Origin of the sequence: Paenibacillus oryzae (genome assembly GCF_001675045.1) — a bacterium.
Lineage (GTDB): Bacteria > Bacillota > Bacilli > Paenibacillales > Paenibacillaceae > Pristimantibacillus > Pristimantibacillus oryzae.
On sequence record NZ_LYPA01000066.1, the window covers coordinates 36,948 to 54,314 of the forward strand.

12 protein-coding genes are annotated in these 17,367 nt (G+C 47.7%); 3 read left to right on the forward strand and 9 right to left on the reverse strand.

The window, feature by feature from the left end; translation table 11 throughout:
* Position 1: 1 nt before the first annotated feature.
* From A7K91_RS18140 to A7K91_RS18150, 3 genes are all read right to left on the reverse strand, one after another.
* Entirely contained in the window at positions 2-589 is a 588-nt protein-coding gene (locus A7K91_RS18140) for an NAD(P)H-dependent oxidoreductase (RefSeq protein ID WP_068685323.1), read from the reverse strand.
* Positions 590-859: 270 nt separating this feature from the next.
* On the reverse strand, positions 860-1,714 hold the full coding sequence (locus A7K91_RS18145) for an AraC family transcriptional regulator (protein ID WP_068685325.1): 855 nt from the start codon (positions 1,712-1,714) through the stop codon (positions 860-862).
* Positions 1,715-1,938: 224 nt separating this feature from the next.
* Positions 1,939-3,999, reverse strand: a complete 2,061-nt coding sequence (locus tag A7K91_RS18150; RefSeq protein ID WP_068685327.1) for a methyl-accepting chemotaxis protein — start codon at positions 3,997-3,999, stop codon at positions 1,939-1,941.
* A 219-nt stretch (positions 4,000-4,218) separates the two neighbouring features.
* On the opposite strand from A7K91_RS18150, the gene A7K91_RS18155 reads away from it, so the two are divergent.
* On the forward strand, positions 4,219-6,822 hold the full coding sequence (locus tag A7K91_RS18155) for an RCC1 domain-containing protein (RefSeq protein WP_068685329.1): 2,604 nt from the start codon (positions 4,219-4,221) through the stop codon (positions 6,820-6,822).
* On the opposite strand, the gene A7K91_RS18160 is transcribed toward A7K91_RS18155, so the two are convergent.
* Together A7K91_RS18160 and A7K91_RS18165 are read right to left on the reverse strand one after the other, a co-directional pair.
* A complete protein-coding gene (locus A7K91_RS18160) occupies positions 6,797-7,624 on the reverse strand; it encodes a CPBP family intramembrane glutamic endopeptidase (protein ID WP_068685331.1) in 828 nt (275 codons plus the stop codon). The genes A7K91_RS18155 and A7K91_RS18160 overlap by 26 nt on opposite strands.
* A 17-nt stretch (positions 7,625-7,641) precedes the next feature.
* Entirely contained in the window at positions 7,642-8,214 is a 573-nt protein-coding gene (locus tag A7K91_RS18165; protein ID WP_068685333.1) for a TetR/AcrR family transcriptional regulator, read from the reverse strand.
* Between the two features lie 264 nt (positions 8,215-8,478).
* On the opposite strand from A7K91_RS18165, the gene A7K91_RS18170 reads away from it, so the two are divergent.
* Positions 8,479-10,266: a family 43 glycosylhydrolase gene (locus A7K91_RS18170; RefSeq protein ID WP_068685335.1), complete on the forward strand. Its 1,788-nt coding sequence runs from the start codon at positions 8,479-8,481 to the stop codon at positions 10,264-10,266.
* A gap of 117 nt (positions 10,267-10,383) precedes the next feature.
* Here A7K91_RS18170 and A7K91_RS18175 read toward each other — a convergent pair whose 3' ends face one another.
* The 4 genes from A7K91_RS18175 to A7K91_RS18190 form a co-directional block, all read right to left on the reverse strand.
* The gene (locus A7K91_RS18175) at positions 10,384-10,770 is read right to left on the reverse strand and encodes a hypothetical protein (protein WP_068685336.1); all 387 of its coding nucleotides are present in this window, start codon (positions 10,768-10,770) and stop codon (positions 10,384-10,386) included.
* An 847-nt stretch (positions 10,771-11,617) separates the two neighbouring features.
* Positions 11,618-12,379, reverse strand: coding sequence for an AAC(3) family N-acetyltransferase (locus A7K91_RS18180; RefSeq protein ID WP_068685338.1), 762 nt, complete (start codon positions 12,377-12,379; stop codon positions 11,618-11,620).
* Positions 12,380-12,409: 30 nt separating this feature from the next.
* Positions 12,410-13,273: a DUF4085 family protein gene (locus A7K91_RS18185; protein ID WP_068685340.1), complete on the reverse strand. Its 864-nt coding sequence runs from the start codon at positions 13,271-13,273 to the stop codon at positions 12,410-12,412.
* A gap of 190 nt (positions 13,274-13,463) precedes the next feature.
* Positions 13,464-14,111: a hypothetical protein gene (locus A7K91_RS18190; RefSeq protein WP_068685343.1), complete on the reverse strand. Its 648-nt coding sequence runs from the start codon at positions 14,109-14,111 to the stop codon at positions 13,464-13,466.
* Positions 14,112-14,370: 259 nt separating this feature from the next.
* On the opposite strand from A7K91_RS18190, the gene A7K91_RS18195 reads away from it, so the two are divergent.
* A complete protein-coding gene (locus A7K91_RS18195) occupies positions 14,371-17,322 on the forward strand; it encodes an S-layer homology domain-containing protein (protein ID WP_082967563.1) in 2,952 nt (983 codons plus the stop codon).
* Positions 17,323-17,367: the final 45 nt, after the last annotated feature.

Here is a 17,367-nt window from a genome sequence, read left to right on the forward strand (position 1 = left end):
CCTAGCTGGATACGGCTTTGAAATAGCTGTAAATCTGCTCAAGCCGCTTAGCCTGCGGTCCGTTTTTCTTTTCCATGGAGCCAAATTCAAAAAACTTGACCTTCTTAAAGCCGACATATTTGAGCAAAGCCCGCTTCATCAATATTTTGTGGGCATTGTTCAGCCATAGCAATGGATATAGGGTTGGCCCCTCCATAGTGGAAACAATAACGGCCGACTTGTTCTTCAGCAATCCCTCCGGCAACAAACTCCCCTTTTTCCGATAAGCAAAATTCGCTGCCATCATCCGGTCGATGTATCCCAGCAGCATAGCTGGAGGCCGCCCCCACCAGATCGGATAAATAAATACGATTTTATCCGCCCACAGCAGCTGCTCCCGGTATTTCTTCAGATCAGGATCGAGGTGCATATCTCTCCTTCGCTTTTGCTCATTAAATACAAGCCGGGGGTCAAAATCTTCCTGGTACAAATCCAATAGTTGTATATCGCTTACAAGGGGGTTTTCCTTCAAGCCTTCCATCGTTTTTTGCAAAAAAGCATAGTTCAGGCTTTTGTGATTGGGATGGGTATAAATAACCAGTGTTTTCATAAAGCACCTTCTTTATTATCATTTGATAATAAATTATCACGACGACGTTTACTTGTCAATAGATAATTATCTTTTAATAAATATGGGATTACAAGCAACTAAAAAGGCGCTTCCCTCAAAATAGAAGGAACAAGCCTTTTAGCCCGTTACCATTAAGTTTTATGGCATTCATTTGATACTCAGCCTTTGCCCAAGTCAGTAACAAAGCTTTAGCCGCTCACTTCATCACGCCAATATTGGAAAAGGGTTTCCGCAACTCGCAATCCGCGATCACTTTTTGGTTTCAACCGCTACCCACAGCTCGTTCCGGTTCTCCTCCGGCGGCAAATACCGTTCGATGGCGGGCAAATAAGCAAGCTCGTAGCCGGATACCGGCAGCCAATCGGTATAGAGACGTTTCCATAATTCCGCAATACCCTCCGGCCCGCCTTCCGCTTCAAACACGGCCCACGTCGCTGCCGGAAATTCCCGGCGAACCATGCCCTCCGGAGGCGCTTCATTCGAGACTATGGACAACATATAGTAAAACGTCTCGCTCCTGCCGAAATCTCCATCGGCACATACGCCCAAAATACCGATTAGCGGAGAGGCCTCAGCCCGGATTTCCCAAAGTCTTTCGAACAGCCCTTCGCTTGCCGCTTTCTCCCATAAAGCAGGCACCTTTTCAAACGCATGCTGATGATCAATGCTTTCCTGAGCGCCAACAATAGCAAACCCGGCTAAATCTTCGATTCTGTAATTCATTTCCGCAGCTCCCTTAATCGAAATTTGAAAGGAAATGCGGGAATAGGCTTTGAGTTTGGTTCCGGCATGACGCGCTGAAGTTGGAGTGGCTCCATGCAGCTGGGCAAACGCGCGGGCAAAAGCCTCAGGCGAATCATACCCGTACTTATGGGCAACCTCGACTACCTTGATGTCGCTGCTCTGTAAATCAAAGGCTGCCAGCGTCAGCCGTCTCCGCCTGATGTATTCCGACAGCGGAACCTCCGCCATGAACGAAAACATGCGCTGGAAGTGATGCACCGAGCAACAGGCAATTCGGGCTGCGGCCTGGTAATCAATTTGTCCCTCAAGCCTTTCCTCGATATATTGAATGGCATTGTTCATGCGCTCTACCCATTCCATTCCCGCTTTCCCCCTCTTCTTTCATCCTACTGCAGCGCCAGGATGCTGTCCTAGCATTTGATGCCATTATCTGCATGACAGAGCAAAAAGAAGCATCCAGTCCGAAAAGATAGCTAGTCAGTCTGGATGCTTCTTTGCTTCATACCCCTGCCGGAAACTACTGTAAGCGGCAGCCTGGCCATACACGGCGGGTTTTTCCTGGCATTAGGCGCTATTTGCTTTACTTATACCTTGAACTGGCTTAACTCCTCTTGGAGCTTTTTGGACAAAATGCTCAGCCTGTCGGACAAGCTGGCAACCTGCTCAATGCTGTCTAGCTGCTCCTGCGTGCTGGCGCTAACCTCTTCCGTGGAGGCCGAATTTTCCTCTGTTGTGGATGAGATGATTTCAAGCGCCCGCACAATTTCCTCCTTGTGGGTATAAACGCTGGACGCGCTGCCGCTAATGCGCTGCATTCTCGACTTCAGCTCCTCCAGATCGTTGCTGATGTGGAAAAATACTTGCTTCGTATCTTCAACCGACTTCGCGTTTTCCTCGGCAATTTTCAAGCCTTGAACGGTATGCTGGACGGATATTTTCGTTTTCTCTTCAATAATGCCAACCTTATTGGCGATTTCGTGAGTCGCCATTGCCGTCTGCTCCGCAAGCTTGCGCACCTCTCCTGCAACAACAGCAAAGCCTTTGCCCTGCTCGCCCGCGCGCGCCGCCTCGATTGAGGCATTCAGCGCAAGCAGGTTAGTTTGTGTAGCAATTTGCTGCACGGTCGCAACAAAACTCCCGATTTCATTGCGGCTTAAATCAATATCGTGAATGAGGGATGACATAGCTTGTGTCGCATCCTGGTTATCCTGCGACCATTTGGATAACTGCTCGACGACCTCAAGTCCTCTCACGCTTTGATCTGCAGAAGCTTGCGCCATCTGCTCTACAGCCTTTGTTTCATTAGAAATCTCATCGATTTGAGCGGATAACGTCCCCGTTTTTTGAAAAATTTGCTCAGTCTCCTCGGACTGATAATTGGTAGCATTGGCAATTTCGTTAATCGCAGTTGCCGTATCGTTCATTGTGACGGCCGTTTTGGCCGAGATCGTTTGCAGTTCCTGCGACGACTGGTTCAACACATTCGCTGAGTCGGCCACCATGCCGATCATGCCATTAATTTTTTGAACCATATTAGACATGCCGCGAGAGATTTGACCAATCTCATTCGTAGATTTGACGTCAAAGCTGACAGTCAAGTCGCCTTGCTCGATGAGCTTTATTTTGCCAAGCAGCTTTGGTATGGATCTGAGCAAATAACGCAGCGTCACGTAGCAGCAGGCAACCAGTAGAAGAGTAGCCGCGATAAAGGAAATCAGCGTCATTCGGGTCATCCCTTTTAGCTGCTCCAAAACCTCATCTTCGCTGATCGTCAATCCAACGGACCATCCCGTATCCTCGCTGGTAGCATAGCCGATGTACCGCCGTTCGCCGTTATCCTGCATGAGCTCCACGCCGGATTGCCCGTCCACCATCTTTTGACCAACTTTGCCCAAGTCGCCGGGACTTTCTGTCAGCTTTTCCTTAAGAATTTTTGTTTCATCAGGATGATACAAAATATCGCCTGTTTGGGATGCCAAAATGGAGAAACCTGTCTTGCCAAGCGAATAGCTCTTCATAATGGTGGGAATATCGCTAAAGGAAATGTCTACCGCAACAAATCCGATCATGCTGCCGGCCGCATTTTTAATCGGGTAGAAGATGCCCATCAGCAGCTCTCCTGTCGCAACGTCAGGATAAGGGTCTGAATAATAGAGGCCATCCTTCTCCGTGACCGCCTTGTAGTAGGGGCGCGTTTGGATATCAAACGAGGAATCAGATACGGTGCCATTGTCCAATATGTAGTAGCCTTTCCCGTCGATGCTCGCAACCCAGGCATCCGCAAAGGAAGGCTCCATAGCGACCATCTCCGCGAGTGCAGCTTGCACCTCGGCTGCATAAGGCGATGTTTTGGCCATTTGCGGCGTCTCTGTTGACTCTATATAACGCGTAAAGGTTTGATTAGTTGACATTAGCTTTACAAGCGAGCCTTTTTCCTTAAAAAATGCATCAAACTCTTTAACTAGCGCTGTTGTTTTCGTCTCCAGCAACGTTTCTTGCTGATTAATCAAAATGCCGCGCATGTTAGAAAACATAAACGCTCCCAGTACGAAAAAGACAACAACGATAATTCCAAACAACAGTATCGCCAACGTATTGGCAATACTCGAAAATCCTGATGCCTTCTTTTTCATAATCTGCAACATGTTGTCATCTCCCTTGGTGTCTTGTTAGCAAAGCTCACTTTAATATTTCTAATCTTGTATTTATTTTAAATGGATTTTGAATTTGTACAAGTCTCATTTTTAAAAGACAGCGGTGTCACTTCACTATTTTATTTTTGTTAATGGTTATTCACCGTTTAGAGAAGAGCTTCCGATATATATCGGGACAGCAAAAGACAGACGCAACAGGAGCTGACCAGATTGAAAAAAGGGTTATTGTCCATAGTACTGGCATTTGTATTGCTAATCGCCTTACCCGGCCAGATCACTGCCGATGAACAAAAATGGCGGTTTACTGATTTTAGAGCTATCCAGCATGATGATTTTTCCTTGACCGTTGATGGAATTATGGGGAATCCGACAGCCGGCGAAGTGATAACGGTCAGGCTGAGCAGCTCCGAAACCCTCCTTTCTGAAACAAAGGGCATTCTTAATGCAAACGGCTATTTTCGCGTAAAAACACCGCCCGTTAATATCGCCATGCTTACTGGCAACAAGATCAGCATTGCTGTCATTGATAAGGAAGGACAAAAAACGGGAAGCACTCAAGCCTTTCCTGTTTCTCTAAAAGCAAATGATCCAGACTTATTTAGCCGCAGGGACGAATATGCAAAATATATGGATAGCTCGCAGCTTGTTCTATCCTTAGAGGAGTCCCGGAAGCTTGGGCACAATGCCGTCAAACTTGCCAAACGCCTGGTCGCCGGTGACCGGGCCTCCTACTTTCTGGATGACAATGGGAAGCTTTGGGGCTGGGGACAGCTGCCAGGCATTTTCGAGAAAACAGCCAAATCCTTCCCTGTTGTGTGGCGACTGCCGAAAGGGATTACAACGGTACCCCATGTTGCTCAAGTCAGCGTTGCCGGACAATCGGGCGCTCTGCTTACGAAGCAGGGTGAAATCTGGCAATGGGATTACCGCTCAGCGGATACCGGGCTTGTTCGTATAGGCAAATTTTCCGGGGTTAAGGAAATTGCCATAACTAACGAAGGAAACGGCTTGATCTTGAAACAGGACGGAACTGTGCACAGCTGGACGTTAACCTATGGCAAAAGCGGTCTTGACGGAAAATACGCCGCACCAAAAATAACGGTGAAAGCAATGGCTTCATTAACCGGAATTACCAGCATTGTCATTGCTCCCTATAGCATGTCTGGACAATCCACTCATCTTGCGCTGCATAAAAACGGCATGGTTTGGGCATGGGGAGATTTGAGCGTTATTGCAAGTGCTCGGCAAGCAGGCAATACCAACGAAAAAAAAGCGCTTCAGGACGGGCTTTCCCGCTATATGCCGGATGCTGTTATAAGCGACAAGCCCGAGCAGCTTAAGGGCTTTCCTCCCATTTCTCAAATCGCTTTGTATGGAGGTTATCCCTTGCTTGTAAGCGATGACTTGGAGCTGTGGTCCTACCTGTCGACAGAGGATACCTTTATAAAAAAGCCGGGTAAAGTTTCGCATGGAGTAGCTGCCGTATTCCAAAATAGCAGCTATGTGCTTGGAACGGATGGGCGTTATTATGAATGGAACCCCGGCAGCCACGCCCTTGTTTATGAGCCGGTTGCCATGCTTGATGGATTTCAAAGCCTGTCGCAAGGCGCTGCCGCTGCTACTGATTCCAAGCATGCGCTTGCCGTTAATGCAGAGGGCAATCTGGTATCCTGGGGATATAATTCGAGCGGACAGCTCGGGACCAGTGCTTCTCCGGCTTCACCTACTGAGCCTTATCTGATCAGCAAGGTAGCTAATGCCGTATCTATCGCTTCAAGCGAAAAGCATGTCTTGGCTCTTGGCAGCGACGGCACTGTCTATGGCTGGGGCAGCAATTCAAACGGACAAATTAACGGAAGCGCCCATAAAGAGCTATGGAGCCCCGTCGTAATCACCAAGGCGCAAGGGATCAAAAAGCTGGGTGCCGGCAATGGTTTTTCCCTGTATCTGGATCAGAAGGGAAAGCTGTATGGCTGGGGCGATTTGGAAAGGCTTGGACTGGAGCCAGCCGTAACGCCAACCCACATCGACTCAATAACTGAAGCTATCCAGGATATTGCGGTTTCTGAATCCTCTGTAGCTGTGTTAGGCGTGTCAGGCCAGGTATACCAGCTTGGCGGCATTGTTTATCTGGGGGACACGGCTGGTGATAACAGGAGCAATTATGTACGAAGTATCGGTCCGATTACCGACGCAACCGCCATTGCAATGGGAAGGCAACAGGGCTACGCCGCTCGCAAGGATGGAACCGTATGGCGCTGGGACACTATCATTTCGGATAAGCCCGCCGGGGCAAAGCCGATTGCAGGCTTTAAAAATATCACGCTGCTGGCTGCCGGAACGGCCAATGACGATTATTTGCTTGCGCTTGATAAAAGCGGGGAGCTATGGGGTTGGGGAGACAATACAGCTTCACAGCTTGGCCGCCGGGTCAAAGACAAAATAACGACTCCCTTAAACCTGACCAAGGAGCCTTACCGATTGTCTGAAAGCTCCTTGACAAACGTGAATAAAAAGCTGGAGTACCGGGCTATAAGCGCTTCGAGCCGCGGGGCATTGCTCCTGACCAGCAACAATGAAATGTTGTTTTTCGGATATTCCTCTTATTCGCTGCTGGCCAAAAAGCTGCAGTTGAATGTCTCCTTTGCCGAGCCGCAAGGAAGCAACTATTACTTTATCATTGGCGGAAGGCTGTATGTGAACGGCGGAGACAATACGTATGGACAAATCGGCAACGGGACAAAATCGTATTTTGACAAGCCTCAGCCTATTCGCACAATTGATGGAGCTAAGCTGAACGCCTCCGCCGGATAGAACGAATCGTCAGGCCCGCCGCGACATAAAGCGCGGTGGGCAATATACCCGTTATGGGCGAAGCCCATATCTCCTTGCCGGCGGCAACCGTTATATAACCGTCAATAACAAGCGGGTTAAGAAGACTGTCCTCCACCGCATGCATCAATACGCCAGGCCATATGGAGCCTGCAATTCTGTACAGCTCCACAAACAGCACCGACCAGGCAACCATGGAAACAACCGCAATAGCAGCAAATGTTATTTTGTTAACAGGCAGCACCGTATACATCATGTCATCGGGCAAAAAATACAAGTAATAGGGCACATGCCAGACACCCCAAATGATACCGGCGATTCCGTACAGAGCCCAGTCGCCGGTTCCCCGCTGCACCAGCTTGGCAGTCAAATATCCCCGCCAGACAGCCTCCTCAAATATATTTTTGACAAACTGGATCAGCAAAAGGCTCATAAACACGCCCCCCAGGGCGCTTAACCTGAGATTGGAGAAGTCGATCCATCCGGTGGCGTAGCCGGCTAGCAGCACAATGGACGTAACCAGCGGATAAGTCAGCAGAGCAACCAAATACCAAGGCCATCCCGTGCGCAATGCCGGGGCAAGGCCCGCTCCCTTCCATCCGTCTCCGGCAAAGGAGCGAAGGACAATAACCGTAAGAAGCGGAAGGACAAGCCATAGCCCCATTCCTAGCGTATTGCCCGCCTGCTGGCCCTCCAGCAAGCTGTCAACCCATACGCCAAACCATCCGCTGGCGATTACAACAATAACGAAAATAATGAAATTCCGTGTTCCCTGCGCCTTCATATTCAGCACCTGCCTTTCTACGATTTGGTTAAAATGTCCATAATCCATGCAGCTTCAGGCATGGGATCATCCGGTCTTAACGCAATATGCCCGGCAATGCCCTGAATAGCATTCCAGAAGGCAAGCGAAAGCGCAACGGGGTCGCCTTTTTTGAACTGGCCAAGCCTCTGACCCTCCATAATCAATTCCTTGCTTAACAACGAAACGTTTCGGACATCCAGCATGTCGTTTACCTTTTGCGAAATATCGCGATGGAAAAAGGCGTTCCCCATCAATACAAACATTTTGGCCGAAAATGGATATTCCAGCATGGCAAGCAGCTCCGATACTAAAGCGTGCAGAAAAGCAGCTGGATCGGTCATCCCGGAGGAAAAATCAATGTCCATCCTCTGGCAGCCAATCTTGATCAGCTCCTCGTAGATATGCTCCTTGGAGTTAAAGTAATGAAACATCAGACCTGAGCTAATGCCCGCCGCCTTGGAAATCTCCCTTGTAGAAGTGCCATAATAGCCCCGCGCAACAAATTGCTCCAGCGCTACCTGCAGCAATTGAAGCCTTCGCTGCTCATGCTGCTCCTGTTTAGTTACCAAAACCATTCTCCTTTCCGCGAATCATGTTATTACGACTCTCATGTTATTACGGTTGTCATGTTATTACGGTTGTCATGTTATTACGCTTGTCATTTCATTAAGCAAATGCTCAATATTAAGCACTTGCTTAATATACTAAACACCTCTTTGCCTGTTGTCAATTGTCCACACTTTTTTAATTGCTATATCATGTCCAGCGAGGGATAATAAATAAGATTTAGTCTATGAGAGGCTATAATTATTGAATACGGAGGTTATCTCAACATGAGTTTTGCTATTCTGCATTCCTTCATCAAGGAGGGAGATTCCAATCGCCATTACGCTCTTTGTCTGGCTGTGGAAAGCCAAGGTCAGTTAACGCTGTTAAATGACGGACAGCCCGTATTATTTTCATTACATGAGAAGAAAAAAATGGGGTCTCCCGTTCTGTTCAGAAAGCCGGATGGAAAGCTGGGGCTTGCGGCAGCAGCTTTCGAAGGCTCTGAATATATCCTTCTGTACGACTGCGCAGAGGATTGGACGTTTACGAACGAGCGGCATGTTCGCGTTAATAAAGCCGGCATACCGGTCAAGTCATTTTCGATCAGCTACAGCCAAGACCAAAAAGAATTCATCTTGCAATGGAGCGATGGCAGCCAAGGCTATGTATCCGTTTCTTCGGACTGGACAACGTTCAGCGAACCTGCAACGGCTGATTTTGAGAAGACACAAGCCCATATTCCGGTAGCTGATGCCATCTGTGTTTCGTCGCTCCTGATCAGCACCGAGGAATACGCAGCGCTGATTATGCGTTATAACAAGCCGCAGCATACCGGATTTGCCGAAGCGTTTGCAGATATGAGCCTGCTTGTTGACGCTAATGCAGGGGACCTTAACCTGCCGGATCAGGTTACAGCAACCTACAGCGATGGTTCCACTAAAGGATTTGGCGTAGCATGGGATACAGAAGCCGTTGATTTTACAACGCCCGGCGTGTATACGCTTACGGGAAGGATCAAACAGCCGCAATATCCCAATCCGCTAATCAGAGAACGAGCGGACCCTTTTATTTTTTATGATAATGAAACGGGTTTCTATTATTTCACCGCCTCTTATCCGACCTATGGGCATGATCACAACAATGAAATTCAGGCGGACGGCTATGATCGAATTATGATCAGACGCTCCCGCACGCTGGAGGGCTTGGCGACTGCGGAGGAAATCGAAGTATGGAACGAAGAAAATTCCTCTGTAAACCATCGCTACATCTGGGCGCCAGAGCTGCACAAAATCGGTGGCAAATGGTACATTCTCTGCACAGCCAGCAGCGAGCCGGACAATGTATGGGGTATCCGGCCTATGTTTATTCCTTGCAATGGCGACGTTATGGACGTCTCCGCATGGTCGCGCGACGGACATTATGCGTTTAACGGCGTTAACGATGGCTCGTTCAGCACTTTTTCGCTGGATATGACGTATTTCCAGCACATGGAGCAGCATTATGTCATTTGGGCGGAAAAGCCTGCTGGCTCCAGATTGTATATGGCCACGATAGATCCGGCTCAGCCCTGGAGGCTCACCAGTCCCCGGATCGAGCTTTCTGTCCCGGACTATGCGTGGGAGCAAGGCCAAGGCGATCAGATTGACGAAGGGCCGGTCGTAATCAAGCATTCCGGGCGGGTATTTGTCTTTTTCTCCGCTTGCACCGTTGATGCCAACTATTGCATGGGGTATCTGCATGCGGATGAAAACGCCGACCTGATGAAGCTGGAAAGCTGGACAAAAAATCCGTTTCCTATTCTGTCCACACATGATTTCGACGACGGTCAGCAAGGCCCGGGGCACAACTCCTTTACGCGCGATGAGCTAGGAAATACCGTATTATGCTACCACTCCCGCACCAAGGGCGAACCCGGAGACGGCGGGCTGGATGATCCCGGCAGACATGCCCGAATCAAGCCAATTCATTTTGCCAGTGACGGAAGACCGGTGCTTAATATGAGCCTGGAGGAAGAGCTACGGCCCGATTTATCAGTTCTCACTCTCAAAATAAACGTGTTGGACCAAGCATAACGGTTGCCTTGCACAGAAACGGCCGGCCCTCATGGTATTTGCTCCATTGGGGCGAATGCCTTGATAGCCGGCCTTTATTTCTAAAGCTTCCATGCAGATCACACTTGACCTACAAATCTAAAACTCATCCGTTATATCGGTCCAGTTGCCCCAATCCGGCAGCTTTTGAACACGCCAGTAGTCCAGAAACATGGCGATTACCTCGTTTGCGTCAAGCGTCTGATAGCTGTAATGCTTAAACCCGTCTTCCCCGTCCTTAAACCGGATTTCGACAATGATGCCTCCCTTGTCATCCTTGGCCGGGATGGCTTGCAAATAAAAGCTTTCCTGAATCAGCTCGCTAGGCTCAAGAACGATAAAATCCTCGGAATCTTCGCTAAACTCCCCGATAATATCGGTAAAAAGCTGCTCGTTGATATCCTTGTTCGGGAAGGTGGCCCATTGCGTGTTAAGGGTATACACTAACGCTGCATCATTTTTACCGCCTTGTTTTTGCTGCTCCATATTCCTTTCCTCCGCTCTCCTCAATATTCAATGGTTAATTTATCCTGAATTGCATCAATAAATACAATGATATAATCATCTGCGTTCACGTATATACACTAAGATATCATAATATGATTTGCAGACAAGATGCCAGGAGAGCAAAAAGAAACAGGTAAAGAGACCCAGAAGATAAGAAAGCAGATGGGTAAAGACAGGCCAATATGTTCGAAAAGACAGCGGATACAAACAGGGCAACAGTGTTGCAAAGCTGGCGGGTACAGACAAGTCAACATGGCCGAAAAGCTGGCGGATGCAGACTGGCCTACATGGTCGGAAAGCTGGCGGATGTAGACTGGCCTACATGGTCGGAAAGCTAGCGGATAGGAAGAGGACAGAAATGTCCGTTATAGCTGATTTCAAGGTGCTTGTCTTTTTGTGACGGTCGTTTATGTCCGTTACAGACATAATTCTTGTGATTATCACCCTTTTTATGGCTCTGACGGACAAAAATATCCGTTAAAAATGATAAAAGCCGCGTTTTGAGCTTCTAGCGGACAAAACTGTCCGTCAGCCACAACGTACCATTACAAACAAGAGCAGGATCAGAAGTCGCTGTTATGATCGATTGCGTCTATTGCAACATTCTGGCCTTATCGCTAAAAACCTGGGGTAAAAGCTAGGGGATAGAAGCTAGAGCGTAAAAGCTAGAGCGGAGAAGCTAGGGCGTGTTTGCAAACCCGCTCTAGGGACGAATTACATCCGCATCCGCCACCGCCACTTCTATATATGCTATTCACGCAAAAGGAGCCTTCCGATCCGCTGAGAGTGGATTGGAAGGCTCCTTTACACCTATCATGCGATTCTATCAAATCTGAAGAGCCTCATTATCTGAAAATAAATCCGGATTTCCCTTCAGCATTTCCGTCAGAATTTCTGTCATAGCGACCGTATCGCACACCCTGGCAACAGAGTCGCCAAAGCGCCCCTTGGTCATTGCGCCTTTGCTCTCGAGAATGTCATCTACCTTCCAGAAATGCTCCGACCATGGCAAGCCGCAATGCCTGCGGGAAGGAACCGGAATTTCACTGCCGTCGGGCAGCACCGTATAAAGCATTTCATGGCTATCCGTCAATCGCCCCGGAATATCAACCCATTCTTCAATGCCATGAATAAACGTATTGCGCTTTAAGTCAACTCCAACCAATAAAATGGTTGCCTTGCGGTCAAGCAGCTTTCCCCAAGCGGAGCCTCTGGCGCATGGCGTATCAAACAGATGGTCGCTGCTTGTAAACTCCAGCGCGTCTTGTCCTAACGCGGCTACGGAATGAGTCGGGTGCCAGGAGCGGACCACGCCGGGCCTTTTGCGAAAAAGCTCAGGCAAAATACCGACGCAAACCTCGGACTTTTCCACATCGAATTTTGGATTGCTTCCATTTATATATGACCATGTATGAGTAGGAAGCACCAGCAGTCCTTTCGCCATATATTCTGTAAACGCATCCAGAACGGTGTCTGCTCCTCCTTCAACCTCGCCAATGCTTTTCATGGAGGAGTGCACCAGCAAGGTGCCATCCTCTCTGATACCAAGCTGCTTCAGCTGATTCAGCAAGCTTTCTTTTGTATGCAAAACCCTACCACCCTTCCTATCGCTGCACGGTTACTCCTGTTCCATAACAATATCACTACAACGAATGATGAGATCAGCCATCTTTTCGCCCGAAAACAGCATATGAGCCTCATAGCCGCTATCTACCTTATACAGCTCCTCATAAAGCCAATGGCTGCCTTCAATATATTGATCTTGTTTTATGATCTGGGCATCTTTAAAGGTTACCTTATTCAAGCTTGTAAAACCACCCTTCGTGTCCAGCCGCATCACTATGTTTTTGTTCACGACCAACTCGGTCACTTTGCAATCATGGAATCCGAAGGTATGAGCAATTGAGTCTGGAATATCCTCTCCTTGCCTGACTTTGTTGCATTCATCCATAACCCTTCTTATTTTCCGTTCATTTTCTTTACTCAGCTTTTTCAGCTCAGTCAATATTTCGTTCGTGCAATACCCCAGTGCAAACAGCCGTTTATCCGCAATGCGAGAGGATAGCTCCGCCGGCAATGAATGAAACGCGCTTTCGCACTGCCATTCATGACGAGACCTGAATTCTGCCTGGCTCCCTGACTCATCAAAAGGAGGCCGGACATCGAAGGCGGCAATTAATTGATGGATATGCTCTCTTTGCTCAGGCGGCATCTCGAATACGATAAGGTCCGCTTCGCTAATCTCTTCACCATTTAGCACCTTGCTAAGCGGTACTAAAGGAGCTCCGTCTTGCTTAAGCATGTAACGAGGATCGATATCGTACATTTCGCGCTCTAATTGGACAAATGCTTTTTCTTTTCTTTTATATAGACGTCTATATAACTCATCATCATGAATGTACGCTCCTTTATGCGACCTTTTCCCAAAATGAAGCCCCGTCTGCTGACACTGCTCGTACCACTCTTTAGTCAAATATCTCATAAATGCCTCCAACCTATACGGATTTCACTAGGGCGTGTCTGAATACTCCGAGAGGAACAGGTTGTGCCGAATTTTCGTTCCCTACAAGGAAGTTTTGTGCAGGCTTACCGGGGGTAAGTCAAGCAAAACTGACGCAGAAGGGGGCGAAAAGGCGGTGCAAGATGACCTCAAGCGGGTTTTCAGACACGACCTAGCAATTATTCGTAACTTCCAATTCATTATTTTCATAGATTATGCCGTATGTCGCGCATAACAGCAAACCACCGCAAACCTCACTGCTCACTTGAAAGTTAATATACTCATCGGAGGTATTCAGCAAATCGGGGTGAATAGTCGCTATAAGTTTTTCAAAATTCAGCACGGGCAAATATTGAGCTACGATTTGGAAGCTGGTAAGCTGATCGCAGTTGGTATAAGGATCATAAGCATATAGCTGCTCGTAAATGGGGCTTGAACCGTTGGAACCCGTTTTCAAGGCTCCCGACTCATCCTCAAACTTCTTGATGACCTCCTTATTAATATAATCCGGATATCCTCCATTACTGAACGTATTATCATCAAATTGCCAGAAAGGATACCCAATGTCGCACAGATGAGTGATGATCCACATCAGGAACTGCTCCCCGAGTTTGTCGGCATTCGCCTCCAGGTTTTTAAACCTGTCTTCGTAATAGACTGTCGCCTTATCCAAAATATCCATCTGCGACATTCCTTCGATAACTCCAGCCGCTTCACATCTATCTAGATCTATTATAATTTCATCAAACTTGCCCATGAAACCCAAATCAACGGGCTTGCTCCAATACGCTTCCCCGTCAGCTGCTATTACAATCGACATATTTATCCTCCGCTTTCATCTATCGTTCCATTATATCAACATTTTTCCAAATTCCAAACCAACCCGATGCAACAAATGAATACTAGAATTATTTGGAGAAGTAACCTAATATAGATGTAAGATCGGTCACTAATGTAACCACGAACACATTTTTTTGAATAAAAATCTTTTATACTAGTAGGAAGTAAAGGGGGCACTGACCAGAATCCTATAAATCAGAACTGCTAACTAATAAAAACGACACCACAGGAGGATTAGTATGCGGATAAAAAAGAAACAAGGTTTAGCCAGCCTTATCATTATTGCTTTGCTACTAACGATTATCCCTGTACCGCTCCATGCTGCGCCCGGGACTTCTTTTACCGTGTCGCCTGCAGGCAATCTAGATCTCAGAACATTAACTGAAGGGTATAGCTCCACCAAAGCATTGGAATTGCAGCAATACATCACTCTGACCAAAGTAGGCAGTGACGCCATCACGAATTTGACCGCCACCTTAAGCGGAGGTCCCACTTCCAGCTTTTTGATCGGAACCGTCAATGGAAACTCTCTAGGCGCGGGCGTTATGTCAACCTCCCTTAACATTCGTCCCAAGACAAATGTGCCTGCAGGCACGTACACTGAAACGCTTACGTTTACGGCAGACGGCGGCCTGAGCGAAAGCATCCAGGTCAGCTTAACCGTAATCGAATTGGTACATGCTGCAACACCTGCTATACATATTCAGCCGATTGGTGAAAGCGTTGACAAAGATTCTTTTTTGATGCTGGATGTATGGGCAACCGTTAGTGATAGCGGAACACTGGGTTATCAGTGGTTCAGCAACACAACCAACAGTACAATCGATGGCACTCCAATTCAAGACGCGAATAGTGAATTCTTTGAGGTCCCGACTGATACAGCAGGCACCACTTATTATTATGTTGGCGTCATCAACAGTAATAGTACCGTTAACGGCACTAAATTCACGAGTGTATTTAGTGATGTTGCGGAAGTAAACGTATTGGTTCATGCCTCAGCGCCGAGCATTACGTCCGAGCCCGCCAACGAAGTTGTGAATACGGGAGACACGTTGACATTAAGCGTGGGAGCCTCATCCCAGGACGGAGGAGACCTGAGCTACCAGTGGTTTAGCAACACAGTGAACAACGCAAGCGAAGGTACATTGATTCCTGGAGCAGAGAATGCTTCGTTAACCATACCGACCGATGCGCCGGGCACGTTCTACTACTATGCCGTTGTCACCAACACAAACAACAGCGTGAATGGTGTGAAAACGGCAACCTTAAACAGCCAAATTGCACAAGTAACGATTAATCCAACGTATTCAATTGACCCCATCGCCAACCAAACTGCGCCTGAGCTGGTTCAAGGCTATACAAGCAGTGACCCTAAAATCATTACAATTAAAAACAGCGGCACAGGAAGCTTAACCGATACGGCAGTTACACTAAGCGGCAGCGATGCCGATCATTTTGTAGTAACGCAGCCCGATGCTGCTTTAGCCCCAGGTGCAACATCCAGCTTCACCGTTTCTGCAAAAGCCGGCTTGGCACCTGGGACATATGCCGTCACCGTTACCATTTCCGCAACGAATTTAACCGATGAAAGCTTTTATTTCACTCAAGTTGTAGCTGCGATGGAATTGCCTGCTATACCACAGCAAACAAACGGAATCGCCGGCAATAGACAGGCCTCCCTCTCTTGGGAAACCGTCACAGGAGCCACTTATTACAACGTCTACCGTGTTACAGGAGTAGCGGAGTATGAACTCCTTGATACCATTACCGCAACTTCTTACACTGTTCAGAATCTAACAAACGGAACAACATACGGCTTTGTTGTTGCTGCTGGGAATAACGGAGGATTAAGTCACTACTCAAATCTCATTCAAGTCACGCCTGCAGCACCTCCCGTTTTTTCACCTCCTCTGTTTCAACAAGCTAATGAAGCAGTTGAAGTAATCGTTAACGGCAAAGCAGAAAAAGCCGGTATTCTAAAAAAAGAATTCATAAATGGTCAATCCGTTTCAACGATCATGGTTGATGAAGGGAAGATTCTAGAACGACTTAAAGCCGAAGGAGAAAATCCCGTTATTACCATTCCTTTTACTAGTAATAGCGATGTTGTAATCGGCAAGCTTAACGGGCAATTGTTGAAGTTAATGGCTGACAGCCAGTCCATAGTGGTGCTCCGCACCCAGCAAGCGTCGTACACCTTGCCATTAAAAGAAATCAATCTTGCAGCATTGTCTCAACAGCTTGAAGCAGGCGGCGAGCTCGTTGATATCGATTTTCTCATTGAGGTTGCAACACTAAACAATAACGATCTTCATAAAGTAAAAGAAACCATTTCCGCTAATGGTTTGGCTATGGTAGGCTCCCCAATCCGTTTCACGGTTACTGCAGTATCGGGAGACTCCTCCGTTGAAAATACTCATTTCAGCACTTATGTAGAGCGATCACTTCAACTTCCTGAAGGCATTGATCCCTCAAAAATAACAACAGGAATTATCGTTGGAGAAGATGGAAGCATGCGTCACGTGCCTACAAAAATAGTAACGATAAACGGGCAATATTTTGCCCAAATTAACAGCATGAGCAACAGCGTCTACGCCCTCATCTGGAATACGGCTGCTTATGACGATACAACAACACATTGGGCTGGCAAAAGCATTCATAATATGGGCGCCAGGCTTATCGTTAACGGCATAAACGAAAACCAGTTTGCTCCGGACCGAAGCATTACGCGTGCAGAATTCGCAGCGACCGTGGTACGCGCTCTCGGATTGAAGCTTCAAACATCGCAGAACAGCTTTAAGGATGTGGAGCAAGACGTTTGGTACAGCAATTTCGTACAAACAGCATCGGCTTATGGCTTAATTAACGGGTTTGAGGACGGCACCTTTAGGCCGCAGGATAGCATTACCCGTCAACAGGGCATGCTCATTTTGTCGAAAGCGATGAAGCTAACCGGGCTGAGAGGAGCCGAAAGCATCAGCAGTATTGCCAAAATTCATTATTACAATGATGCAGAACATGTAGCGGCCTGGGCGGTTGCAGGCGTGGAGGATGCCTTAAGCGGGGGCATCGTTTCAGGCAAAGACAGCCGAATCCTGGCGCCGCAAGCTGACATTACTAGAGCTGAGGCAGCCGTCATGATTGAGCGGCTGCTGCAAAACTCCAGTTTAATAAACGAAACAAGTAAGTAAAACTTGCAGCAGCCCTAAACAGCTCTGGCACCCCTTTCGACTCCC

What these genes read in the sequence shown, in the direction of transcription:
- A7K91_RS18170 (WP_068685335.1), top strand. Translation starts at nt 8,479, where the DNA reads ATGAGTTTTGCTATTCTGCATTCCTTCATCAAGGAGGGAGATTCCAAT.
- A7K91_RS18190 (WP_068685343.1), bottom strand. Translation starts at nt 14,111, where the DNA reads ATGTCGATTGTAATAGCAGCTGACGGGGAAGCGTATTGGAGCAAGCCC.
- A7K91_RS18140 (WP_068685323.1), bottom strand. Translation starts at nt 589, where the DNA reads ATGAAAACACTGGTTATTTATACCCATCCCAATCACAAAAGCCTGAAC.
- A7K91_RS18175 (WP_068685336.1), bottom strand. Translation starts at nt 10,770, where the DNA reads ATGGAGCAGCAAAAACAAGGCGGTAAAAATGATGCAGCGTTAGTGTAT.
- A7K91_RS18160 (WP_068685331.1), bottom strand. Translation starts at nt 7,624, where the DNA reads ATGAAGGCGCAGGGAACACGGAATTTCATTATTTTCGTTATTGTTGTA.
- A7K91_RS18185 (WP_068685340.1), bottom strand. Translation starts at nt 13,273, where the DNA reads ATGAGATATTTGACTAAAGAGTGGTACGAGCAGTGTCAGCAGACGGGG.
- A7K91_RS18145 (WP_068685325.1), bottom strand. Translation starts at nt 1,714, where the DNA reads ATGGAATGGGTAGAGCGCATGAACAATGCCATTCAATATATCGAGGAA.
- A7K91_RS18195 (WP_082967563.1), top strand. Translation starts at nt 14,371, where the DNA reads ATGCGGATAAAAAAGAAACAAGGTTTAGCCAGCCTTATCATTATTGCT.
- A7K91_RS18150 (WP_068685327.1), bottom strand. Translation starts at nt 3,999, where the DNA reads ATGTTGCAGATTATGAAAAAGAAGGCATCAGGATTTTCGAGTATTGCC.